Annotated in this window: 18 protein-coding genes and 1 tRNA gene; 7 read left to right on the top strand and 12 right to left on the bottom strand. The window is 62.0% G+C overall.

Translation table 11 applies throughout. The features are described from left to right. The first annotated feature begins 5 nt into the window (after positions 1-5). Positions 6-410, top strand: coding sequence for a hypothetical protein (locus tag J1N02_RS15150; protein ID WP_027605088.1), 405 nt, complete (start codon positions 6-8; stop codon positions 408-410). Positions 411-484: 74 nt separating this feature from the next. Here the strand turns inward: J1N02_RS15150 and gabP are convergent, their stop codons facing one another. Continuing rightward, positions 485-1,876, bottom strand: coding sequence for a GABA permease (gene gabP / locus J1N02_RS15145; RefSeq protein ID WP_027605089.1), 1,392 nt, complete (start codon positions 1,874-1,876; stop codon positions 485-487). Between the two features lie 555 nt (positions 1,877-2,431). Here gabP and J1N02_RS15140 point away from each other — a divergent pair. From J1N02_RS15140 to J1N02_RS15120, 5 genes are all read left to right on the top strand, one after another. Then, positions 2,432-3,205, top strand: coding sequence for an ABC transporter ATP-binding protein (locus tag J1N02_RS15140; protein ID WP_027605090.1), 774 nt, complete (start codon positions 2,432-2,434; stop codon positions 3,203-3,205). Between the two features lie 13 nt (positions 3,206-3,218). Beyond that, positions 3,219-3,971 carry an ABC transporter substrate-binding protein gene (locus J1N02_RS15135; RefSeq protein ID WP_027605091.1) on the top strand — a complete coding sequence of 251 codons (753 nt, stop codon included), beginning with the start codon at positions 3,219-3,221 and terminating at the stop codon, positions 3,969-3,971. A gap of 74 nt (positions 3,972-4,045) precedes the next feature. Next, entirely contained in the window at positions 4,046-4,738 is a 693-nt protein-coding gene (locus J1N02_RS15130) for an ABC transporter permease (RefSeq protein WP_027605092.1), read from the top strand. After that, positions 4,738-5,427, top strand: a complete 690-nt coding sequence (locus tag J1N02_RS15125; protein WP_315871229.1) for an ABC transporter permease — start codon at positions 4,738-4,740, stop codon at positions 5,425-5,427. Before J1N02_RS15130 ends, J1N02_RS15125 begins: the two co-directional genes overlap by 1 nt. Then, a complete protein-coding gene (locus tag J1N02_RS15120; protein ID WP_421147461.1) occupies positions 5,408-6,595 on the top strand; it encodes a methyltransferase in 1,188 nt (395 codons plus the stop codon). Before J1N02_RS15125 ends, J1N02_RS15120 begins: the two co-directional genes overlap by 20 nt. 240 nt (positions 6,596-6,835) lie before the next feature. Here the strand turns inward: J1N02_RS15120 and bcsQ (J1N02_RS15115) are convergent, their stop codons facing one another. From bcsQ (J1N02_RS15115) to J1N02_RS15065, 11 genes are all read right to left on the bottom strand, one after another. After that, entirely contained in the window at positions 6,836-7,765 is a 930-nt protein-coding gene (gene bcsQ, locus J1N02_RS15115) for a cellulose biosynthesis protein BcsQ (protein ID WP_027605095.1), read from the bottom strand. Positions 7,766-7,940: 175 nt separating this feature from the next. Further along, complete coding sequence (locus J1N02_RS15110) at positions 7,941-9,065, bottom strand: alginate O-acetyltransferase AlgX-related protein (RefSeq protein WP_421147460.1); 1,125 nt, start codon at positions 9,063-9,065, stop codon at positions 7,941-7,943. Positions 9,066-9,077: 12 nt separating this feature from the next. Next, positions 9,078-10,493, bottom strand: a complete 1,416-nt coding sequence (locus J1N02_RS15105; protein ID WP_027605097.1) for an MBOAT family O-acyltransferase — start codon at positions 10,491-10,493, stop codon at positions 9,078-9,080. 17 nt (positions 10,494-10,510) lie between these two features. Beyond that, positions 10,511-11,176, bottom strand: coding sequence for a DUF4397 domain-containing protein (locus J1N02_RS15100; RefSeq protein WP_098480544.1), 666 nt, complete (start codon positions 11,174-11,176; stop codon positions 10,511-10,513). Beyond that, positions 11,176-11,841, bottom strand: coding sequence for an SGNH/GDSL hydrolase family protein (locus J1N02_RS15095; RefSeq protein WP_027605099.1), 666 nt, complete (start codon positions 11,839-11,841; stop codon positions 11,176-11,178). Before J1N02_RS15095 ends, J1N02_RS15100 begins: the two co-directional genes overlap by 1 nt. A 17-nt stretch (positions 11,842-11,858) precedes the next feature. Then, complete coding sequence (locus tag J1N02_RS15090; protein WP_092358701.1) at positions 11,859-15,698, bottom strand: cellulose biosynthesis protein BcsC; 3,840 nt, start codon at positions 15,696-15,698, stop codon at positions 11,859-11,861. Then, positions 15,680-16,876: a cellulose synthase complex periplasmic endoglucanase BcsZ gene (gene bcsZ / locus J1N02_RS15085; protein WP_027605101.1), complete on the bottom strand. Its 1,197-nt coding sequence runs from the start codon at positions 16,874-16,876 to the stop codon at positions 15,680-15,682. Before bcsZ ends, J1N02_RS15090 begins: the two co-directional genes overlap by 19 nt. Then, on the bottom strand, positions 16,873-19,140 hold the full coding sequence (bcsB, locus tag J1N02_RS15080) for a cellulose biosynthesis cyclic di-GMP-binding regulatory protein BcsB (protein ID WP_027605102.1): 2,268 nt from the start codon (positions 19,138-19,140) through the stop codon (positions 16,873-16,875). Before bcsB ends, bcsZ begins: the two co-directional genes overlap by 4 nt. After that, on the bottom strand, positions 19,137-21,356 hold the full coding sequence (gene bcsA, locus J1N02_RS15075) for a UDP-forming cellulose synthase catalytic subunit (RefSeq protein ID WP_027605103.1): 2,220 nt from the start codon (positions 21,354-21,356) through the stop codon (positions 19,137-19,139). Before bcsA ends, bcsB begins: the two co-directional genes overlap by 4 nt. Next, positions 21,353-22,402 carry a cellulose biosynthesis protein BcsQ gene (gene bcsQ / locus J1N02_RS15070; RefSeq protein ID WP_027605104.1) on the bottom strand — a complete coding sequence of 350 codons (1,050 nt, stop codon included), beginning with the start codon at positions 22,400-22,402 and terminating at the stop codon, positions 21,353-21,355. Before bcsQ (J1N02_RS15070) ends, bcsA begins: the two co-directional genes overlap by 4 nt. A gap of 573 nt (positions 22,403-22,975) precedes the next feature. Continuing rightward, positions 22,976-23,386 (bottom strand): hypothetical protein, encoded by a 411-nt coding sequence (locus J1N02_RS15065; RefSeq protein WP_027605105.1) that lies wholly within the window; start codon positions 23,384-23,386, stop codon positions 22,976-22,978. Between the two features lie 188 nt (positions 23,387-23,574). Between J1N02_RS15065 and J1N02_RS15060 the strand changes: the two genes are divergently transcribed. Beyond that, positions 23,575-23,650 (top strand) — tRNA-Thr (locus J1N02_RS15060). Positions 23,651-23,791 lie beyond the last annotated feature (141 nt).

Here is a 23,791-nt window from a genome sequence, read left to right as displayed (position 1 = left end):
AGCCCATGGCCTCGCCGAACAAGCAGCAAAAACGTGCCCACCGGGCCAAGGCCAAGGCCAAGCAGAACCGCACCCAGCGCGCCGTCGCGAGCAAGCCGGATGCGTTTGCCGGCGATGACGACCGCATTGACCTTGAGTCAGTGGATTTGACCGAGCTGTTCGTGGAGATGCGCACCGCCGGCGAGACCAGCCAGCAGGCCCTCTGCGCGGTATTCCTGGCCCACCCGCTGCTCGCCCTGGTGCTGGAGCAGGAAGGCGAAGAAGAAGCCACCGACTTTATCCTGGCGGCACTGATCGAGTATCGGCAGTGGGCCACCGACAGCGACGATGAAGCCGCCGCACTGGCGTGGATCGAATCGCCGCAGTTCCAGGCGGATTACGTCGCCGCATCCGAGGCCCTCACCAACTAAAACCAAATGTGGGAGGGGGCATGCCCCCTCCCACATTTGAACTGCGGCGCAATCAAGCACCGCATTCCATCACATCAATTCAGCACCGCAGCGCCCACTCTCTGCGCCTTGCGACGGCTGGACACAATCAACCCCGCCGCCACTACCAGCAAGCTCAAGACCCCAGTCGCGATGATCTCGACCCGATGCGCTTCCTGGAACAGCATGATGGTCAATGTGCCGACGATGAATACCATCACCGCGTAAGTCAGGCCTGGGAACAGCCACATCTTGAAGACAATTTTCTCGCCCGCCGCCATGCGCTTCTGGCGCATGCGCAGTTGCGACACCGCAATCACCAGGTACACCAGCAGCGCGATGGCGCCGGAGCTGGCCAGCAGGAATTCGAACACCGCTGCCGGCGCCACGTAGTTGGCAAATACCGCCAGGAACGCCGCGCCGGTGGACAGCAATACCGCCCAGTAAGGCGTGCCGCTCTTGTTGGTGCGCTTGGCCACGGCCGGTGCATCGCCGCGACGGCCCAGGGAGAACAGCATGCGCGAAGCGGTGTACAGCGCCGAGTTCAGGCAGCTGGTCACGGCAACCAGGACCACCAGGTCGACGATCAGCTTGGCGTTCGGGATACCCATGCGTTCCAGCACGGTCTGGTAGGAACCTACCGCCGCCAGGGTCGGATCATTCCAAGGCACCAGGGACACGACGATGAAGATCGACAACAGGTAGAACAAGCCAATCCGCCAGATCACCGAGTTGGTGGCCTTGGTGATTTGCTGGCCTGGGTTCTTCGATTCAGCGGCGGCGATGGTGACGATCTCGGTGCCCATGAAGGAGAACATGGTGGTCAGGATCGCGGCCAATACCGCGCCCATGCCGTTGGGCATAAAGCCTTGGGTGTCAAAGAGGTGGGAAACGCCGCTGACCTGGCTGGTCGGCAGGAAGCCGAAAATTGCCGCCAGGCCGAGGATCACAAAGCCCACGATCGCCACGACCTTGATCAACGCGAACCAGAACTCAAACTCACCGTAGTTCTTCACGCTGAACAGGTTGGTCGCCGTCAGCAGCAACGTGATGACCAGCGTGAAGGCCCAGATGGCCACATCCGGGAACCAGGCGTGGAGAATGGTCGCGGCGGCGTTGGCTTCCAATGGAATCACCAGCACCCAGAACCACCAGTACAGCCAGCCGATGGTAAAGCCGGCCCAGTGACCGATCGCACGGTCGGCGTAGGTGGAGAACGAACCGGTGTCCGGCGACGCCACGGCCATTTCGGCCAGCATGCGCATCACCAAGACCACCAGCGTACCCGCTGCGGCATACGCCAGCAGGACCGCAGGGCCGGCGGCAGCAATCGCGTGGCCGGAGCCGACAAACAAACCGGCACCAATGACGCCGGCAATCGACAGCATGGTGACGTGACGCGGTTTGAGCCCCTGTTCGAGGTCATTGGAGCTTTGCGTACTACTCATTGACACACCTTTGCGAGGAATTGCGAAAACGGTCCGCCCGGCCTGGGCTCTTCCTCGTGAAAAGAAACCAACAGGGCGTTCTTTATTTTTTACGCAAGATTTGCGCCAAAATGTTACAAAACCGCGATTGACGCGGCCTGCAGGACGATTCACCAGTCATCGCAAGTCATTGAGAACAATGGCATTCCGCTATAGCGTTACCGTGCGACTCACTTTCAAGACGAACAAGTGCACCAAAACCACACACGAAAAGTACGCAGCGCGCCATAAAAGGGCCGATAGCTACCGTTTGCCCGTTTAACCCTTCCAACACCCGGCCAAAGCTGGCACCATCGCGCCCTTTTTCACGCGAAGCCTGCGGATTCACGGGTTAAAACGGTTGTTCGGTTGTTGATGGCGCGACACCCTGCTGTGCCGATGCGACACCCTGCCGCACACCGCCCGTTTACCGCCCGCCGCGCTGTTGGCCGCCATCAGGACGCTATGCTAGCTTGGCGCCTCGCCAGGAAGGCGGCCCAACAGCGAAGATCGCAATGAACACAATGAGGACCCCACATGGCCGAGGCCACGCCCGCGCTTGAAATCCGCAACTTGCATAAACGCTATGGTGAGCTGGAGGTACTCAAAGGTATCTCGCTGACCGCTCGCGACGGCGATGTGATCTCGATCCTGGGTTCCTCCGGTTCCGGCAAGTCCACGTTCCTGCGCTGCATCAACCTGCTGGAAAACCCGCACCAGGGCCAGATCCTCGTGGCCGGCGAAGAACTCAAGCTCAAGGCCGCGAAAAACGGCGAGCTGCAGGCCGCCGACGGCAAGCAGATCAACCGCCTGCGCAGCGAAATCGGTTTTGTGTTTCAAAACTTTAACCTGTGGCCGCACATGAGCATCCTCGACAACATCATCGAGGCCCCTCGCCGTGTGCTCGGCCAGAGCAAGGCCGAGGCCATAGAAGTGGCCGAAGCCCTGCTGGACAAGGTCGGTATCGCCGACAAGCGCCATGCCTACCCCGCGCAATTGTCCGGCGGCCAGCAACAACGGGCCGCCATCGCGCGCACCCTGGCGATGCAGCCCAAGGTCATCCTGTTCGACGAACCCACTTCAGCCCTTGACCCGGAAATGGTCCAGGAAGTACTTAATGTGATCCGCGCGCTGGCCGAAGAAGGCCGCACCATGCTGCTGGTCACTCACGAAATGGGCTTCGCCCGTCAGGTGTCCAGTGAAGTGGTGTTCCTCCACCAGGGCCTGATCGAAGAGCAAGGATCGCCACAGCAGGTGTTTGAAAACCCGCTTTCGGCGCGCTGCAAACAATTCATGTCCAGCAACCGCTAACGGAGCAACATGCATGCAGAACTATAAAAAATTCCTTCTGGCCGCGGCCGTCTCGATGGCGTTCAGCGCCACGGCCATGGCAGAAACCTTGACCATGGGGATCGAAGCGGCCTACCCGCCGTTCAACAATAAAGACGCCAGCGGCCAAGTGGTCGGCTTCGACAAAGACATCGGCGACGCCCTGTGCGCCAAGATGAAAGTCGAGAAGTGCGACGTGTACGTGTCCGACTGGGACGGCATCATCCCGGCCCTGAATGCCAAGAAATTCGACTTCCTGGTGTCCTCGCTGTCGATCACCGACGAGCGCAAGCAAGCCGTCGACTTCACCGACCCGTACTACTCCAACAAGCTGCAGTTCATCGCGCCCAAGGCCACCGCAGACTTCAAGACCGACGCCGCCTACCTGAAGGGCAAGGTCATCGGCGCCCAACGCGCGACGCTGGCCGGTACCTACCTGGAAGACGAGCTGCCTGACACCGAAGCCAAGCTCTACGACACCCAGGAAAACGCCTACCTTGACCTGACGTCCGGCCGCCTCGACGGGATCCTCGCCGACAAGTACGTGCAGTACGAATGGCTCAAGAGCAAAGACGGTTCGGCCTACGAGTTCAAGGGCGACCCGGTTGTCGAGAGCGACAAGATCGGTATCGCCGTACGCAAGGGCGACCCGCTGCGCGAGCGCCTGAACAAAGCCCTGGCAGAGATCAAGGCAGACGGCACCTACAAGAAGATCAACGACAAGTACTTCCCGTTCAGCATCGAATGACCTGAACGGCCTGCCCGGCGCGCTCACTTGAGCGCGCCGGCTTTCAGCAATGCCTGCCGCGATATGAAGACACCATGAATTTCGATCTCTACGGATTCGGCCCGGCGCTCGCTGCCGGCGCGCTGATGACCGTCAAACTGGCCCTCACGGCGTTATGCCTGGGGCTGGTACTCGGCCTCGCCGGTGCCCTGGCCAAGACTTCCCCGTACAAGCCGTTGCAATGGCTGGGCGGTACTTACTCGACAATCGTTCGCGGTGTGCCGGAGCTGCTGTGGGTGCTGCTGATTTACTTCGGCACGATCAACGCCATGCGCTCACTGGGTGAGCTGCTCGACATTCCCGACCTGTCCCTCAGCGCCTTTGCCGCAGGCGTGATCGCCCTGGGCCTGTGTTTCGGCGCCTACGCCACGGAAGTGCTGCGTGGAGCGATCATCTCCATTCCCAAGGGCCACCGCGAAGCGGGTGTGGCGCTGGGCCTGTCGAAGTTTCGTATCTTTACCCGGTTGATCATGCCGCAGATGTGGCGCATCGCCCTGCCGGGCCTGGGCAATCTGTTCCTGATCCTGATGAAAGATACCGCGCTGGTCACGGTCATCGGCCTCGAAGAAATCATGCGCCATGCGCAGATCGCCGTGACCGTCACCAAACAGCCTTTCACCTTCTATATGGTCGCCGCGTTCATCTACCTGGGCCTGACGTCGCTGTCGATGGTGGCCATGCACTTCCTGGAACAACGCGCCGCCCGCGGCTTCGTGAGGACGACGTAATGGAATGGGAAGTCATCATCAAGTGGCTGCCGAAGTTTATCCAGGGCGCCATCCTGACCCTGGAGCTGGTGAGCATCGCAGTGATCCTCGGCCTGATCCTGGCCATCCCCCTGGGTATCGCGCGCTCGTCCAGGCACCTGTCTGTGCGCGCCCTGCCCTACGCCTACATCTTTTTCTTTCGCGGCACGCCGCTGCTGGTGCAGTTGTTCCTGGTCTATTACGGCCTGGCCCAATTCGACAGCATCCGCTCAAGCTTCATGTGGAAGTACCTGCGCGACCCGTTCTGGTGTGCCACCGCCACCATGACGCTGCACACCGCCGCTTACATCGCCGAGATCCTGCGGGGTGCCATCCAGGCCATTCCGCCTGGGGAAATCGAAGCCGCCCGTGCGCTGGGCATGTCCAGGCCCAAGACGCTGTTCTACATCGTCCTGCCCCGGGCCGCGCGCATCGGATTGCCGGCGTACAGCAACGAAGTGATCCTGATGCTCAAGGCCAGCTCGCTGGCGAGCACCGTGACCCTGCTGGAACTGACCGGCATGGCCAGGACGATCATCGCGCGCAACTACCTGACGGTGGAGATGTTCTTCACCGCCGGCGTGTTCTACCTGCTGATCTCCTTCCTGCTGGTACGCGGCTTCAGGCTGCTGGAACGCTGGCTGCGCGTCGATGCCTGCCAGGGACGTTGAAGCCCGCTTCAAGGCGCTGGATGCGTTTCTGATCGAGCACCAAGGGCTGTGGCGACCACGGCCCTTTGTTCATCGGCAGCTGCCTTGGGAAACCGAGCATCCGCAACTGGCCCGATGGCTGCGCCAACGCTCGTTGTCCGACGCGGAAACCAGTCATAACCATCCCCACACCCTACCCGCGCCGGCGCCTTTTCCCTCACTGGCCCGCGAAGCATTGCGCCTCAGTGCTGTGGATAAGTTACCGACGCAGCCCCTGCAACCCGCGGCGCGCCGCCTGAATGTCGACGTACCCGGGCGCAAGTGGCAGCAAATCGAAGCCTTCGGCGCCGCGCTGCAGTTTGCGCAAACACCCCGGCATTGGCTGGACTGGTGCGCCGGCAAGGGCCACCTCGGCCGCCGCCTGCTGCACACCGGCCAGCAACTGACCTGCCTGGAATACGACCCGGCGCTGATCGCGGCAGGCCAGGCCTTGAGCGACCACCACGGCCTGCCCGTCACCCATCGCCTGCAAGATGTCATGGCAGACGTGGCCCTTGACCCCGAGCACACCCCCGTCGCCCTGCATGCCTGCGGCGACCTGCATGTGCGCCTGCTGCAACTGGCCAGTGCCGCCGGCTGCAAGCAACTGGCCGTAGCGCCGTGCTGCTACAACCGCATCCACGCGAGCGCCTACCAACCGCTGTCCGAAGCGGGCCGTGCTTCCACCTTGCAGCTGTCGGTCGACGACCTTGGCCTGCCCCTCAGCGAAACCGTCACGGCCGGCAAACGCGTGCGGCTGCAGCGGGACACCTCAATGGCCCGCCGTCTGGGTTTCGATCAGTTACAACGCCAGTTACGCCACTGCGATGAGTACCTGCCCACACCGTCCCTGCCCGCCGGTTGGCTGGACAAACCCTTCGCCGACTACTGCCAGGCGTTGGCCAGCCTCAAAGGGTTATCCACAGGTGAACAGGATTGGGCGGCGCTGGAGGCGCACGGCTGGCGACGTTTGGCCGAGGTCAGGAACCTGGAGTTGCTGCGTGGGCTGTTTCGGCGCCCACTTGAGCTGTGGCTGGTCCTGGATCGGGCACTGTTTCTGGCCGAACGTGGCTACAGGGTCGAGGTGGGCAGCTTCTGCGAAACCGCACTGACACCACGCAACTTGATGGTGCTTGCCGAGCGCGATTAAGGGGCAGAATTGTCGCACCCCAGCCTGTGGATAACTCTGTTGATGGAATCGTTACAAGGCCTGTGGTCATCTGCGCTACAGGCAAAAAGCCACGTTGTTCATTTTTTGTTCACAGAATAAAACACACGTAAAACAGTCAGTTGCGGGGTGATGAGAATGGCTCCACAACCTGATCATTTCGCGACAGCCCAAACAACCAATTGTGCATAAGCATCTGGCGTCAAGGACATAAACCGGCATTTACAGTTGCTTTTTGCGGGCAATCAGCAGGCGGCAAAGCTCATTGATATCGTCACCGGCCAGGCTCAACGCCTGGCTGTCCAGCGGGTCGGCACCGAACGCCAGGGCTTCGCTGATCCCTACGTCGTGATGCACCTCAAACGGCTCTTTCGTCCCCAGGCGCTGCCGGAATGCCTCAACCATATCCAAGCTGAAGGCGCTGTCCTCATCCAACTGGTTAAGCACGTAGTGAACGTGCGGCGCCCGGTCGCGCCCAAGGTGCGGCGCCAGCAGCCCATCGAGTTGGTCCAGGGTTCCCAGGGACGCCGCGTCGGCCTGGGCGATCACCAGCACCACATCCGCCACGCTCACGGCTTGGTGGAAATAGACGCTGTTACCGGCGGGGGTATCGAGGATCACCGTGTGGCGGGCGTCCAGGCCCAAGGCGTGCAGCCGCTGCGCCAGCCAGTACGGTTCATGTTTCAGCCAGCGCTGCAGGGTGTCCTGCTGCTGGATATCGGTGTCGCCAAAGGTAATGACGCGGCTGCCGACAAAACCAGGCTGCTGGATGTGTTTCCAATGCGCATTCTGCAGGCTGGCGAGGCCGATGCCCGGTGAGGTCGGAGCGACACCGAAGTGACGGCGCAAGGCGTTTTGCGGGTCCAGGTCCACCGCCACCACCGATTCGCCCAGGCGCTGCAAACCACTGCTCAACAGGGTGGCCAGGGTGCTGCGCCCCACGCCTCCGTTGACCGACACCAGCGCCACCACGCAAGGGCGCCGCTCGGCCTTCTCCATCAGCGCGGACTGTACAGTGGAATCCTGAGGGGGAAAGGGGGTGCCATCCTCCACGGGAATGCTGCCAAAAAAGTGCAGTCGCGAATTCAGGCCACGGGGGTCACGGCTGACATCTTTGCCAAGCAGAGCAAGAAGACCGTCGGTAAAGCTCATAGCGCACCCTCCTCACGGCGAAGCTTAAAGACGTGAAAAGGTCAGCTGATACGACTGCTTACCGCAGGTCTTCTTATGGTCGCCCTTGTACAGGCAGTCTGCTTCAAGCGCACAAAAGTGTCATTATTTTGATGGATAAGCCGTCTATTTTTTAGATAAACGGCAAGGCGTCAAATTACCGACCAATACTGATCGTGTCGTAGGGAGTCTGCAGATCCCGCTCTGGAATTTCCCAAATCAACAACTTCGGCGGGGTTTGCTTGAACGCCGGGCTGTCGAAGTACGCCTTGGCTGCGCCGGAGAACTCGCCGCCGTCCTTGCTGAAATTGCCCACGGGAGCGTTCAGGGCTTTCTGCAGGAAGCCGACAAAGTTGGAATTGCGCGAGAACGAAGTCCCGATCAGTGCCACATTGGGCAACCCGGCGTCGCCGAACAGGTCATCAGTGTTGCTGGTGGCGCCACCCGCTTCGTGGGCGGAGCTGGCCGCGACCGATTCCCCCGGGGGCTGCAACTTCGGCGGTAACCAGTCGAGACCGGCCAGGCGCACCAGATCACCGGGGCGCACGGCAAGCGGTGCCTGGGTGATCTCAAAGGTTTGCTCGGGCGTAGCCTTGATCTCACGTTGCTGGATGCGTTTTGCCAGCGCCTGGGCGCCGGCGTTGGAGCCGATTTCGCTCCAGTGGGTGTCGGTGCGCAGGTATGCCTCGGGCCCGAGGGGTCTTAAGGTATCGGTGAGGTCCAGCGCGGACACGCCAGCGGCCTGCAAAGTGGCCGTCCAGTCCTGAATCCGGCTGTTGAGCACTGCCGGTCGGTACACGCCACACAGCTGGGCAACCGCAATGCGGCTCTTGTCCGGTACCACCACCACTTGCAGCTCGATACCTTTTTCACCCAGTTGCCGCTGCAGGTCGATCACGGCCTGGGCCTTGGTCTGTGCGTTGGCTTGGGCGTGGCGGTTGATGCGCAGTTCATCGCTGATAAACAGCCAGCCCGGGCAACCCGGCCGCACGCGTGGGCCGGTGTCGCCGAACGCCAGCCAGCTTGCGCCACGTTCCAGGTTGGCCGCCTGGATCGCCATCGGCGCCTTGGCCAGTTCCTTGGCGAAACGGTGGGTCAACTCACCGTGCAGCAGCATGTCGCTGTCGACCTTGGCAGGCAAGAAGCTGATCGGCCCCTTCACCATCAGCCAGGCGCAGGACAGCAGCCCCGCCGCCAGGAAGGGCACCAGCACCCAGGCCGCCAGGGGGCTGGTGCGAACAGCCAAGTCGCTCGGAGGAGTCGGCGCGGTAGGAGCGGGCATGGTCGGGCGTCCTTAGAACTGAAAGTACAGAAACGGTACGGCGTCGCGGCTGGCGATCAGCGCGAACGACAACACAAACCCGGCCACCGGCCACAACGAAGCGGCCACCACAAACCAGGGCTGGGTACCGAAACGCTGCTCGCAACGCACCTGCCAGATCGGCGCAATGATGCAGACCAGGCCCAGCAACGCCGCCATGCCGTGGGCCGGGCGCATGGCCACGGCCATGGCGTCACCCAAGGCCACGCCATGCATACCGAACTGGCCGGCGTACATGGTCAGTGCCGAATGGAAGTCCGGCGCGCGGAACAAGGTCCAGGCCAGGCACACAAACAGTAACGTCAGGATGTGCGACAGCACCGGCGGAATGCGCGGCAGGCTCGACCGCGACCAGGCGCGATCCACACACAGCGCGATACCATGCGCCGCCCCCCACAACAGGTAGTTCCAACTGTCGCCGCCGTGCCACAACCCGGCGATCGCCATGGTCAGGAACAGGTTGCGATAGGTACGCCACACGCCGTCGCGGTTACCGCCCAGGGCGATATACAGGTAGTCGCGCAACCAGCTGGACAACGACAAGTGCCAACGACGCCAGAAGTCCTGGATGCTGCTGGCCAGGTACGGGCGGTTGAAGTTTTCCGGGAAGTGAAAGCCCAGCATCAGGCCCAGGCCGATGGCCATGGCGCTGTAGCCGGCGAAGTCGAAGAACAGTTGCAGCGAATAGGCCAGGCAACCGATCCACGCATCCACCAGGCTCGGGTTTTCCAGGTGGAAGGCAATGTCCACCAACGGCGACAAGGTGTCCGCCACCAGCACTTTCATGCCCATGCCGATCATGAAGCGCCGCGCACCGAGGGAGAAATTCGGCCAGTTGAAATAACGCTGGTTCAGCTCACGGCGAACCCAGTCATAACGGATGATCGGGCCTGCAATCGAGTGGCCGAACATCGAAATGTACGTGGCGTAATTGATGAAGCTGCGTTCCACCGGCACCGTATGACGGTGCACGTCCACCAGGTAGGAAATCGCCTGCAGCACGATAAATGACAAGCCGGCCGGCAAGGCCACGCGCTGCCAATCCAACGGCATGGCGCCGTACCAGGTGATCACCTCGCTCACGGTACCGGCGACGATGTTGGCGTACTTGTACCAACACAGCACCGCCGTGTTGAACACAATCAACGCGATCAACAGGCGCACCCGGCCTTTGCCGTCCTCACGGGAACGGTCCACCAGCAGGCCGCCGACCCATGCCACCACGGTCAACACCATGTGCAGGAACAGGAACAACGGGCTCAGCCAGCCGTAGAACAACCAGCTGCCGATCAACAGGATGACGTTGCGCCAGCTCGGACGAGCCAGGGCATAGATCAACAGGAAGGCCGGCAGGAACAGCGTGAGGAATTCGAGTGAGGCAAAGACCATGGTGGTGTCGGGCCCGATCAGTTAGCGAGTGCGTCGGAAGCGAACAGCAACTTCGAACCTGCAGCCGAAGGGACGGCCAGCACGCTATAGCGCTCACCCGCCTTGAGGGTGAACGTCAGCGGCTGGCCCACCGGAGCACCGGCGCACTTGAGCTGCACCGACAATTCCAGCGGGTTGATCATGCGGCGTTGCAACGAACCTTCGGCCACCTTCTTGAACAGCTCGGCCTTTTGGGCCACGGCTTCCAGGCTGGCGTCGGCGCAGGCAGCATCGGCGTTGATAAAGGCCAGGGAAGCCTTGAGCGCGTTGAAGTCGTCCGGTTGCTCACGCACCACCAACTGGCGCGTGGCGCCCTGGGCGTCGACCAACGCGACCACGGTGGCGAATTCGCCGGGGGCCACGGTCACCGACAGGTCGACGTTTTTGCCGTCGCGGCTCAACACGCCCTTGATCGGCTTGTCACCCCCCACCACCGGCAGGAAGGCCGACACGGCTTTATCCCCGCTCAACACCAGGCTGGCCTTGGAACCGTCCGCCACCAGCTTCAACTCACCGGGAGTGCCGTTGGCAAAACGCAGGAACGCTGCGTCTTGCTCCGGGCCGGTGGGGTACAACGGGATGTCGGCGCTGTAGGCGCTGACACTGGCGAGCAAGGTCGCCAGGCCCAGGGTCATGCGTTTCATTATTTGCTTCCTTTACCGTAGGCCGATGGCGGCAGGTCGCCCAGGGCCGTACCAATGGCCTTGGCCCATTTCTGGTAGCCGTCGATGGTGAAGTGCTGGCCGTCAGTGGTGATCCACTCGCCCGGCTTGGAGAAGGTCAGCGAATCGATGTAGGTGCACGGCGCCACGTTACTGGCCAGGAAGGCCGACATCAGCTTGGTGCGGGTGTCGTCCTTCTTGTACTGGGAACCGACCTTGCCCCACGGCGGACCGACCCACACGCACTTGGTGCCGGTGTCGGTGATCGCCTTGGTCAGCGAGGTCACGCTTTTCCAGGCCCAGGCCTTGGGGAACACCGGGTTGGTGTACGAGCCCATGGTGTCGCCGATGATCAGCACGACAACGTCGGGTTTGTCCTTGGCGATCAGTTCCTGGATCGGCGTGGTGCTCATGGCGTTCTTGCCGTAGATCACCGCTTTGCCGGTGGGCAGGCGCTCGCCGCCACACTCGACTTTTTTCGGTACGACCCAATCCGCCGCACCAGCACCGCAGGCACCGATGGAATGAACCACCGCGCCTTGCTTGGTCAGGTTGTCTTGCAGCGGGTTGAGCAACGAATCGGGAAAGCTCATATGACTTTCGCCCAGTACCAGCATGGTTAGGCCGGCAATCGCAGAAACAGGCATGAATGACTCCGATTTAATCAGTTGGAATAAGGGGAACGGTACGGGCTGACCGGCAAAGGCATAGGTCCGCTCAGGTCTTCGAACAAGTAGCGCAGATAGGCATTACCCGCGTACTGGCGGTAATCCTGGGCGTTATCGAGTCCGATTTCACCCCCCAGGTAGAACCGCGAGCTGAGACGGTATTCGGCCGCCGCGTTGAAGCTATAGCCGACGCCGGTTTTGCTGGTGCTCTCGTACTTGGGATTATTCCTGGACGCTTGCAGCGTACTTTCGCCAGGGAAGAAATCCGCCCCATCTTGCGCGATATGCTGCAGGCCTACCGAACTTTTTACCTGGTAACTGAAGCGATCAAAGCTTTGTGCCCAACGAATCGGCACGCCCAGGGAGAAGAAGCGCTGCGGGCTGAAGTAACCACCGTTGCCGTAGGTGTAGAAGTCCTGGTTTTCCTTGAAGGTCATCGCCGAGCCGCTGATGCCCAGGGTCAACGTGTCCCGCTGGTTGTTGCGCAGGTACCAGTAGATGCCGCTGCCCAGTTCCAGGCGGGTGTTGTCTTCGACGTTATTGCCCAGCAATTCATGCAGCGACGCGTAGCCGTAGACGCCCAGCTTCTGGTTGTCATAGCTCAGCTCACCACGGCCGCCGTTGGCGGTGACGCCGCCCCATTTGTTGCCATCGCCGTCTTCGGAACCCGCGAAGGAAGTGACACTGTCGGTGACCGGACGCCGGGAAATATTGGCGCCATAGCGGAAGTTCGAATTGGCCTCGAACGGACGCGAGACACTCACGCCACCCACCAGGGTGTTGTAGAGGAAGCCCAGCGGGCTGACCCCGACGTCGGCCTTGAGACCTTCATCCGGATTCTCGAACGCGACGGCCAAGCCAACACCGGTGTCGCTCTGGGAGCCCGCCGGTGTGGTGGTGCCTTTGCCGAAACGCGACAACGCATCGCTGCCCACGCTGCCCGCACTCAAGTGCACCGGCGTGACGCGCAACGCTATGGTGTTATCGCCCACCGGCATGCGCGCTTCGAACGGCGCTTCCACATCGGTGATCTTGCTCAAGCCTTTCTCGCCGTTATTGCTGCGCACACTCAAGCCCTGCACCACATACCCGGTACGGTCACGCAGGATGGTATCCAGCGCACGCCGGGCCGGGCTCAGCTCGGGGCTGTCGATGGAGGCGATGGTCGACGGCGGCACAAACGGGTCGCTCAGGTCGTTGGACGTCGCGCTGGCAAACGCGCTGGACGTGACGGTCTTGGTCGGTGCATCGATCGGCGGCGGCACGGCGCCGGCGACAGTCAGGTCGGTGACCTGGCGGCGCTGGCCCGGCAAGCCCACGAAGGGGTTAGACGATTTGCCCTGAGGTTCGGCCTGGGCCACCTGGGTCCTGGCCTTCATCGCGGTTTCAATCGCCAGGGCCTTGCGCAGCAGTTCAGCGGCTTCGCTGTTCTTGCCCAGGCCCTGATAGATGCGTGCCGCCGAAGTGAGGATCTCCGGGTTGCCCGGTTCGAGCGCCAGGGCCTTGTCGCTGGCCGATTGCGCCAGGCTGCGGTCGTTGCCTTTCAGGGCGATGTCCGCCAGACCCAATTGCAGGCGCGCATTGTTCGGGTTCTGCTGGATCAACGGCGTGTACAGCTCCATGGCCTTCTTGCCATTGCCGCTGGCCGCGTACATGCGCGCCAGGGCACCGACACCCAATGCGTCGTTCGGGCGCTGGGCCAGGGCCGGGGAAAGCATGTCGTAGGCCGCCACCAGGTCGTTCTTCTCGCGCAGGGCGTCGGCCTGCTTGACCCGGTACAGGTAGATCAAATCGTCATAGCGCTGGCGACCGATCTCGGTCAACGGCTGGCCTTGCACTTCGCGCAGGATCTCGCCCGCCTCGCTGTACTTGTTGGCCTTGAGCAGTACGTTGGCGTACAGCAGTTTCTGGTCGACAGTCGGGTTGGGGTTGTTCTCCACCACCTTCTGCATCATGTCCAGGCCGAACTGCGGGGCGCCCACTTCAACATAAGCAGCAGCCAGCACCGCCACGCGCTCAGGTTTTTGCCGGGTCAGCGACTCGGAACGACCAAGCAGCGCCAGGGCTTCCGGACGCTGGCCACGACGCGCCGTTTCGATGGCGATGTCCGTCTGCTGATGCAGGGCGATATCGATCGCCAGCTCGTTCATGTCCGCCGTGCGCTGGGCGGTTGGGATGCGCCCGAGGGTGGCCTCGGCTTGTTTCCACTCGCTCAGTTCAGCCGACAACAGGGTGCTGGTGTACAGCGCATCCGGTTGGTTGGGCTGGGTCTTGAGCAGGCCGTCGATCAGGGCACGCGCATTGCGGATCTGACCGTCGCGCAGGTACATGCGCGCCAGGGCAAAGCGGGTCCAGGGGTTTTCCGGGTCGGCGTCGAGGGCCTGGCGGTAGGCGGCTTGCGCGGCCTTCAGGTCACCGCGCTGCTCGGCCAGTTTGCCGACCTGGGTAGCGCGCAGTGCGTTGATTTTCACGCTCGGCGCAAACTTGGCGCGCTGGGCCGGCGACACCGAGTCGATCAGCTTCAGGGCTTCATCCGGCTGGCCGGATTGGGACAATACGTTGATCAAACCGCTGAGCGCATCCGGGTCGCCAGGGTGACGGGCCAACACCTTGCGGTAGCCGGCTTCGGCAACGTCGAACTGGTTGTCCTGGGCCTGGAAACCGGCCAAGGCGATTGCCGCACCCGGTTGGCCCGGGTTCAAGCGCTCGGCCTGGGCCACCAGGTCGCGGGCCTGGGCACCGCGGCCGGCGCGCTGGGCGTCACGGCTCTGGCTGATCAGGTTCCAGTAACGCACGTCGTTCAGGGCCGACTGCCACGCGGCGCCACCGGGCAAGCGCGTGGCCTGCACCAGGTAGTTTTCCGCATCGCTGAAACGCTCTTGCTGTTGACGCAACACGCCCATGCCACCAAGGGCATCGACGTCATTGGATTTTTGCGCAAGGCGCGCCGTGAGCAGTGGCTCGGCGGTTTTCAAGTCGCCGTCGTCCAGGGCCTTGAACGCCTTGGTCATCTGCGGATCACGCTGCCAGGCACCGCCGCCCCTGCCTTGGGCGATGCCCTTGTCCATGAGCGCGCGGATCTCGGTGTCATCCGGGTGCACGGTGAGAAATTGCTGGAACAGCGACACCTGGTCCGGCTTCGGTGGGCCGAGCCAGACCAGCGCAAAGCGCCAGGTTTCATCGGCGTTGCCGCCCACATCGTTGTTCGAGGCCAGCTTGGCCAACGCACGGATACCGTCCGGCCGGGTTGCCGGGTTGCGTGCCAGGTGCTTGGCCAGGAACAGCGCAACGATCGGATCGTTGGGCCGCTCACGGGTCAGGCGCTGCAGGCCGGCAATGGCCTCATTGGTGCCCTTGGCGGTAAAGCCCAGGGTGTTGTAGTACTCACGGGCGATCAGGCCCTGGGGCTGGCGGCCCTGGAAAATCTGACGGTACAAGGCCACGGCCTTTTCGCGCTCGTCTTCGGGCTCACCCAATTCACGCGCCTGCTCCAGCAGCTTGGCATTTTCCGGCATGTTGACGGTGATGTCCTGCTCCAGCTGCAACGCCTGGCGCGGCACCGGGCTCAGCGCTTGCAGTCGGGCCAGGTACTTTTGCGCCTCGGCCGGGTGGTTCTGCTGCATCTGGATCAGGCCGATGCCATAAAGCGCGTCCGGCTGCTCGGGGCTCAGGTTAAGCAGTTTCTGCCAGGTCTCCAGGGCCCGCTCGGGGTTTTTCTTCGCCTGCCAGTAGTAGCCCTGCTCGATCAGCAGGGACTGCGGGTCGCTGGTTTCAGCGAAGCTGGCGGTCGAGGCCAGGGCGGCGAGAATCGCAATGGCTAGCGTGTGACGGCGCATGCTGCCTCCCAGGAAAGTTTGACCGTACCGTCTTGTTCAAAACGGTACTTCTGATCGGAAAAGCCTTGGCTGAACAGGCTGAGCATGTAGTCGTAGTAGATCGGCTGCGCGCTGTCCGGCGCCGAGGGCGCCAGGGCTTTGTTAAGCGCGTCGTCGACCTTGGCCTTTTGCAGTTGTGCCAGGGCGGTTTCGCCACGGGCCTGGAAGAAGGCAATGGTCGACGCCGAGAAGCCGATCGGCGAATAGCCGTTGTTCTTCTCGACTTCGCCGGTGGTGACGTGGATTTTCTCCGGCGGGAAGCCGGTGGCCGCCGCAGCCGTCGCCCGGGACATGCCCCCCAGGGACTTGAGCATGCCCGCCGCGAGTGGATCGGCCTTGGCGGTCATGCCGGCCCACATGTAGGTGCGGATCGCGTCGTAGCTGCCCAGGTCATCGGAGAACGGGTCGACCACAAACAGCCCGGTGTTGGCACTGGTCGCGCGATAACCGACCCAGTTGGCCGCCAGGCCATGGGGGTTGCTGGCGGTGTCGGCGAGCATCCGCGCGTTGCTTTCGGCCACTTCGTTCCAGCCGGCATTCGGCCGCTCTTTATGAAAGCGACGTAGCTGCGCCAGCACCTGGTAGCTCGGGTTGAACCGCCACAGACCACCGGCATGGGCGTACCCCACCGGCCCCGGCAACAGCATCTTGCCCAGGCCCGGCACACGCACGATCAGGTTGCGTTCCACATTGGCCAGCACCAATTGCGCATCGGCGCGGTATTGCGGTGCATTCCACACGCGGGCCGCTTCAAGCAGGGCGTAGGCCATCCACAAATCCGCGTCGCTGGCAGAGTTGGGGTCGATCACGCCCCAGGTGTTGTCAGGCTTTTTGCCCCACAACCAACCTGGCAGGTTCTGGCCGATATCGGCCCCCGACATGTTGGCCTTGGTCCAGGTCCACAGCTTGTCGAAGCTGCCACGGTCGTTGCCGACCAGGGCGAAGAACATCGCGTAGGACTGCCCTTCCGAGCTGCTCTCGGTAGGTTTCATGGAGGAGTTGAGCACGCGGCCGTCGTCCTGCACGAAGCGCTTGGCATAGTTCTGCCACAACGGCCAGTCGCAGCTCTGTGCCTGCGCCACACCAGCACACATCAGCGAGCCCAGCGCTATCAGGGCCATGCTACGCAGCGGGCTCATGCCAACCGCCGTTTTGCACGGGCACGCAGCGACAGGTAGATCAGCGACGTGACCACCGCCAGGCTGAGGAAGGTGATCAACAGCATCCACCCCAGGTGCTGGGACAGTTGCCACTGCATGAACTTGAAGTAGTTGAGCTTGCCGACGTAGTACTGCTCGTCCGCCACCAGCGAGCTGATCTGCGTGCCTTGCACCACCGCCAGGCTGCCCTGGATCGAATCTTTGTAGTCGTCGCCGCCGATCAGGGCGGAGGTAGCTTCCAGCAGGCCTTGCGGCTGGTTGCTGGCGATCAGTACCACGCTGCGCCCGGACTTGAGCGGCGATTGGAAACCGGCCAGCCAGGTGCTGCTGCTCAAGCTGTTGAAGGTGATCCCGGTATTGGCCTTGTGGATATTGGCCGCCGGATCGGGGCTGACCCAGCTGCGCACATAACGCGGCAGGTCCGACAACAGGAACTGATGCTGCGCGCCATCGCTGGTCGCCGGCAGGTACTGCTGCCACTGCTTGAGCAGCGGTTGGTTGGCGGCGGTGGCGAGCACCAGCAGGTCCTTGTCGGCGACGCTTTGCACATCTTTGGCCTGTACCACTTTCACCGCAGTCGCCGGGTAACCGGTGGCTTCGCCGAAGCGGCCGAGCACGGTCAGGTAAGCGGTGATTTCATCGGTGCCGAAGTTGTCCGGCATGACCACGGCGGATTCCGACAGGTCGGCCAGGCGCGTGAACGGGAAACCGGAGTCGTTGAACACACCCAGGTTAGGCATGGCGATGTAGTGCTGGTAACCGGTGACATCGAGGGTCGAGTCCGGGTCGACGGAACCGCGCATGTTGTCGACGATAATGTCGCGGCATTCGCCTTCCTTGATGTAGTCGTACATAAAGCGCAGCTGCAGCTTGGACTTGGGCGATGCCGAGCTGATCGGCAACAGGGTCGTCACTTCACGGGGCAGGCTTTCGTCTTTCTTCAACTGGTCGAGCAGGGTTTGACCGCCGCCCAGGTTGGTCACCGACGGCAGCGCCACGGACTTCATGAACTGGTCATTCAGACCGATCAGCAGCGCGGAATTGGTCGACACCTGCTGGGGGGTGTAACGGTATTTGAGGTGCAGCGGCACGCCTTCTTCGCGCCAGTTGAACAGGTCAGGCGGCAGGCGCATGTCGACGCTGATGGCGCCGGGATTGTAGCCCGACACACTGAGTTTCTGCTGCTCGACCAACTCACCGAGGCGCACCGGGCGGTTGCTCGGCAGCCAGTTCGGGGCGTCATAGGGACGGCGCGGCGCGAGGGCTTCGAGCTTGGTGATGACCACGCTGTTGCCGGCCAATACCGGGCTACCCAGCACCACGGCGGTGGCGGCGCGCTTGAGCTCTTGCGCGTCACGGCCGGTGACGATCAGCAGCTTGCCATTGGCGTCGGTGGGGTTGGCGATCAGGGTCAACGTCGGGCCGGTCGGCTTGGCGATGGCGACACCGTGCACATCCATGGCTTCGGCGGTTTGCACCAGCACGATGGCATTGCCCTTGGCCGGCAGCTCGCCGAGGGTGGTCGGGAAGGTCGCGCCACGGTAGCTGGCGAGGCCGCCGATCCAAGACGACAACGCACCGGCCGCTTCCAGGGCGGCACTGTCCGGCGCGGTGGCGAACACGAACGGCAGGCTCACCCGGCGCGCGTCACGCTTATCGAAGAATGGCAGCGGCAGCACGGCCAGGTCGTCCTTGAGGACGATCGGCTCGACCTGCACTTTCAGCTCACTGCTGTTGCTGATCTTGGCCCACAGGCTGCTGTGCAACGGGTCTTCGCAGGACATGGTGTAGTGACCGATGAACTGCAGGCTCAAGCGGTTGAATTCGGTGATCAACTTCGGCGGGATCTGCACCAGTTGTTCCTGCTGAGTACCGGCACCCTCTTTGGGCAACGCCAGGCTGGCGGCTACTTCGCCGTTGACCAGCACGTTGATCTGCGACAGGTCCGCCAGCAACGCCGGCGAGTAGCTGTACTTGAGCAACAGTTGCGCGCCCTTGACCACTTCGTCGGCACGAATGTCGAAGTTGACGCTGTCGGAAGACTCCACCCCTTGCAGGTTCATGGTGTCGCGACGCCCCAATTGCTTGAGGGTCAGGCTGTAGCCGTTGTCGGTGCTTTGCACGGGCACGGTGGTCACCGCTTGCTCGGCAGCTTGCGCCAGGGTGTTGAAACCCATCAGCGAGGCGATCATCAGCGCGAGTGCACGGCGCGGATGAGGGCGAGCGAAAATCTTCGAGGTCATGGCTTGTCCATCAGCGTATCAAGCGGTTTTTTGGGGGTGCGGCTCAAGGCCAGACGCAGTTCGTGTAGGGTGGCGCGGCCGAGGGTGAACAGGCCGCCGATGCCGATGGAACTGACTTCGCGCAGGGCCGCCAGCGGCGTATCCGGTTGGCCGGCGCCCCAGCTCGCGGCCCAGGTGTCGGCGCGGGAGAAGGTCAGGCGTACCAATTCGCTTTGCTGGCGCAGGCTGAGGGGTTCGAACTGGGCGCCGATCTGCGCCCCTTTGCTGAACACCACGCGCGCATCGAACAGGCTGTCCTGGCCGTTGCGCGAAAGCACCAGTTGCACGCGCTCGCCCTGGGTGATCGAGTGACCATCGGTGAGCATCAGGCCGAAGCCGTTCTGCGAGAAATCCTGGGTAGTGCCATCCAGCACACGGCCGTCGGCACAGATAATGCTCACCGGTAGCTTGGCGCTGACGCGCGGCTCTGAACGCACCTGGCGCGCCTCCGAGGCCACGGCTACGGCGGCGCTGGTGATGATCAGGTTGTAGAGGGTCCAGGTCAGGTTGATCGCCACCGTCACGGCCGTGGACGCATCGCCCCATATCAACTGATGGATACCAAAGCCCAGGCCGACCAGGTTCACGGCCAACAGCACCAGGTAAGGGCGCGCCAGCTTCCAGTCGAAGAACTGCTTGTCGATGATGCCGCCCTTGTCGGTGACGTTGAAGCCACCGGCCTTGGGGTTGACCAGCGCCACCAGCACCGGCGGCAGGATGTACCAGGCCAGTACGGTCTCGTACACCTCGTTCCAGAACGAGTGCCGGAAACGGCCCTGGATGCGTGAGTTGGTCAGGCTTGAATGCACCAGGTGCGGCAGTACATACGCGACGATCATCAGCGCCGAGGCATGGAAAATCTCCGCGCCAAAGACCAAATAGGCCAGCGGCGCGGTGAGGAATACCAAGCGCGGCAAACCATAAAAGAAGTGCAACATCGCGTTGGCGTAGCAGATGCGCTGGCCCCACTTGAGGCCCTTGCCCAGCAGCGGGTTGTCGGTGCGGAAGATCTGCGCCATGCCCCGCGCCCAGCGAATCCGCTGGTTGATGTGGCGCGACAGGCTTTCCGTGGCCAGGCCCGCGGCTTGCGGGATCGCCAGGTACGCCGTGTTGTAGCCCAGGCGGTTGAGCTTGAGCGCGGTGTGGGCGTCTTCGGTCACGGTCTCGACGGCCACTCCGCCGATTGCCAGCAGCGGCTCACGGCGAATCACCGCACACGAGCCGCAGAAGAAGGTGGCGTTCCACAGGTCGTTGCCGTCCTGCACCAGGCCGTAGAACAACTCGCCCTCGTTGGGCACGGCGCGGAAGGTGTCGAGGTTCTTTTCGAACGGGTCCGGCGAGAAGAAGAAGTGCGGCGTTTGCAGCATCGCCAGCTTCGGATCCTTGAGGAACCAGCCCAGGCTGACTTGCAGGAAGGAGCGCGTCGGCACGTGGTCGGCGTCGAACAGCGCGATGTATTCGCCGTCGGTGACCTTCAACGCTTCGTTGAGATTGCCGGCCTTGGCGTGGAAGTTGTTGTCGCGACGGATGTAGTTGACCCCGACCTTGCGGCAGAACTCGCGAAAGTCATCACGGCGGCCGTCATCGAGCACGTGCACGCGCAGCTTGTCCTTGGGCCAGTCCATCGCCTGGGCGGCGAAGATGGTCAGCTTTACGATGCTCAACGCTTCGTTATAGGTGGGGATGAACACATCCACCGTCGGCCATTCTTCCGGCTCGGTCTTGAGCCACACCGGAGTGCGACGCAGCGGCCAGGCGGTTTGTACGTAGCCGAAGATCAGCACGATCAGGGCGTAGAACTCGGCGGCGACCAGGCCGTAGCCGAAGAACATGTCGAGCCAGGTTTCAAAGCCCAGGGTGGAGGTGAGTCGCCAGAACATGTAGCGCAGCGAGGCCACCAGCGACAACACCACCAGCGCAAGGATTGCCAGGCGCCCCGGGATCCTGCGCAGCACCAGCACCGCCATGAAGCACACAGCGGCAAACAGGCATTGGCTGTAGAGGTCCAGCGGCGCACTGATAACGCCAAAAAACAGCAGGGCACCGAGCACGCAACTGGCAAATACCAGCACCGTACGTAGCGCCGCAGGCCAGCGATTGAAGCGCGCGATGGCGCCATTCAGGCGCTGTTCAGCGCGCCCTTCGACGAAGGGCGTGGAGGACGTATTGTCGGTCATGGAAGGTCCGAGTCGATGCGTTCGAGCAAGGCGCGGCACAGGGCGTGGACGTCCTGGCAGCCGATACTGTTGACGGTAGGGTCGAGGGGATCACGCCCGTAGGCCTGGGCTTCGCTGAACGCCAGGTCGCGGTGTACCGTGCCCAGCAGGGCACTGCCGAGGCGCGTCTTGAACACCTCGGCCATGTCCAGGCTGAAGCGGTGGGCGGCGTCCAACTGGTTGATCACATAAAAGCGTTGTGGCGGTTTTGCGCGTTGCAGGTATGGCGCCAGCACGCTGTCCATCTGCTCCAGGGTGCTGAACGACGCCACATCCGACTGCACCACCACCAGCACCGCGTCGGCGACCGACATGGCTTGACGGAGGTACACGGTGTTGCCGGCCGGTACGTCGATGATGACCGTGTCCTGGCCGTTCAGCTTAAGGCTGGCCAAACGCTTGCCAAGCCACTCCGGATCCTGGCCCAGCCAGCGATTCAAGCTCTGCTGCTGCTCGTGGTCAGTGCCACCGAACGCCACCAGGCGGCAACCGCCAAAGCCGTGCTCAGGCAGGGCTTCCCAGCTTTCGTTAAGCAAGCTGGTGGCGCCGACGCCGGGGAAGTCGAGGCCCAGGCACAAGTGGTGACGCAGGGCGTTTTGCGGGTCCAGGTCGAGGGCAAGCGCCGGGTGCCCCTGGCGCTGCAAGCCACTGGCAATTGCAGCAGACAAGGTGCTACGGCCGACGCCCCCTTTAACCGAAACCACCACCACCACTTTCGGCGTGGACTGCTCCGAATACACCTCGCCTTGCGTGCCCGGTACCACTTCGGACCGTGGCAGGTGGTCGGCGGCGCCATGGTTCAGCTCTTCGAGCAAACGCAACAACGGGGCCGATGGGGCTTCGTCCAAGAGAGCTGCCACTGCAGGCGGGGGAGCAACAACCTCCGGGCTTTCCAGGACCTCTACTTCGTCCTCGATAAACTCATGGATAAAGTCGATTTCGCGGTAGCCATTCGGGTTGGCACCCAGCTTGTTGAATAGTTTTGAAATGTCATCTGCTCGACTCACTCACTGCCCCTCCCCACCTGGTTTGCGCTTTAAAGGCGATAAAAAGGTCAGCGAAGAGCTGACCTTGTATTTTTATAGTTATGTGTTGGCCGAGGCATTCTGTGATATCACATTGATGGTGTCAGTATTTTGATGCTTTTAGCTCGATCTTATCCGACGAACGGCCTGGCGCCATTTTTATGACTATTTCGCCGAAAAAAATGCATTCCTTGTAAGAACATGAACTTGCACTGATTTATCGTGATTTTTGTTGGCCTGCTGGTCAAAAACGGCACAAATCTGACATACCCACAAACAAATAATCCATTGCCTCAAATCTGTCTCGAAAATTTGCCTACACGATTTTGCGATTAAACCTACTATTCATATCGCGCGACAGAATACGCAAACCGCAGCTGGATTCAAGGCAAAACCCACCCGGCGGTCGCCCGCGACGTCTATGCACAACTAAGCAAAACCCACGCTGCTGGACACTTCCTCGACCCTCAATGAACCCACCCATTGAACCAAGAGGATACCCAGCACGAGCGCAAACGCGTTGACCATCGTCAGCCTGCGGGCATTGGCTCAGGCTTATTGATGAACCCGCCTCTCGGTGAATTCATAATCACCCTGGCAATCACTGGTAGGGGCCGCTGCCACGCTCACGTAATGCACGGTGTCCGGATCCACCAGCTTATAGGCGTACACATCCGGCGAACGCACCCCATCGGTGCGCAACTCGTTCTTACCGTCGGCCGCCGACCACGAACCCTGCTCGGTCTGAATCACCTGCGTCTGCTGCGCATCGCGAAAGAAGGTAATGGTGAAACGGCCATCGGCCTTGAGGTGGTTGGTCCACGACAGGAACTGACAGTTGCCGGTTTCCGAACGCAGGCCTTTCCAGGTACCGACCAGCGCGGGGTCGTTGCCGGGCTTGGTAGTGGAGCACGCGCTGAGAGCGGCGGCGAGGAGGATGAGGCACAGGGAGAGAATCCGTTTCACGTGGGGCTTCCTTAGGCAGGGATGAACTCAAGATCGCACCGGCCAGGCCGCCCGGCGACGAGAGAAGAATCCTACCCGTGCTTGCCGGAAAAAGGGGCGTTCGTGAAAAAAGCTCGGGTTCTGCAAAAATAGTCAGAATTCAGGGGTTTACAGAACGTTGCCAATCGCTATAATCGTCGCCCTAACACGCCGGTATAGCTCAGTTGGTAGAGCAACTGACTTGTAATCAGTAGGTCCCGGGTTCGACTCCTGGTGCCGGCACCATATTAGGCTCCATTGCATTCCACTGAATGCTCTGGAAGCCCCGAAAACCCGCCCTTTGGCGGGTTTTTTCGTTCCAGGACCCTCTGTCGGGATCCAACAAAATCCCCCTTCCCCGAGGGTATGTTAGGGGTACTGCGATTT

The sequence above is a fragment of the Pseudomonas sp. NFX5 genome (assembly GCF_049132125.1).
Classification (GTDB): domain Bacteria; phylum Pseudomonadota; class Gammaproteobacteria; order Pseudomonadales; family Pseudomonadaceae; genus Aquipseudomonas; species Aquipseudomonas marginalis.
The sequence above is the reverse complement of the archived record's forward strand: the minus strand, read 5'-3'. Positions and strand labels throughout refer to the sequence as shown.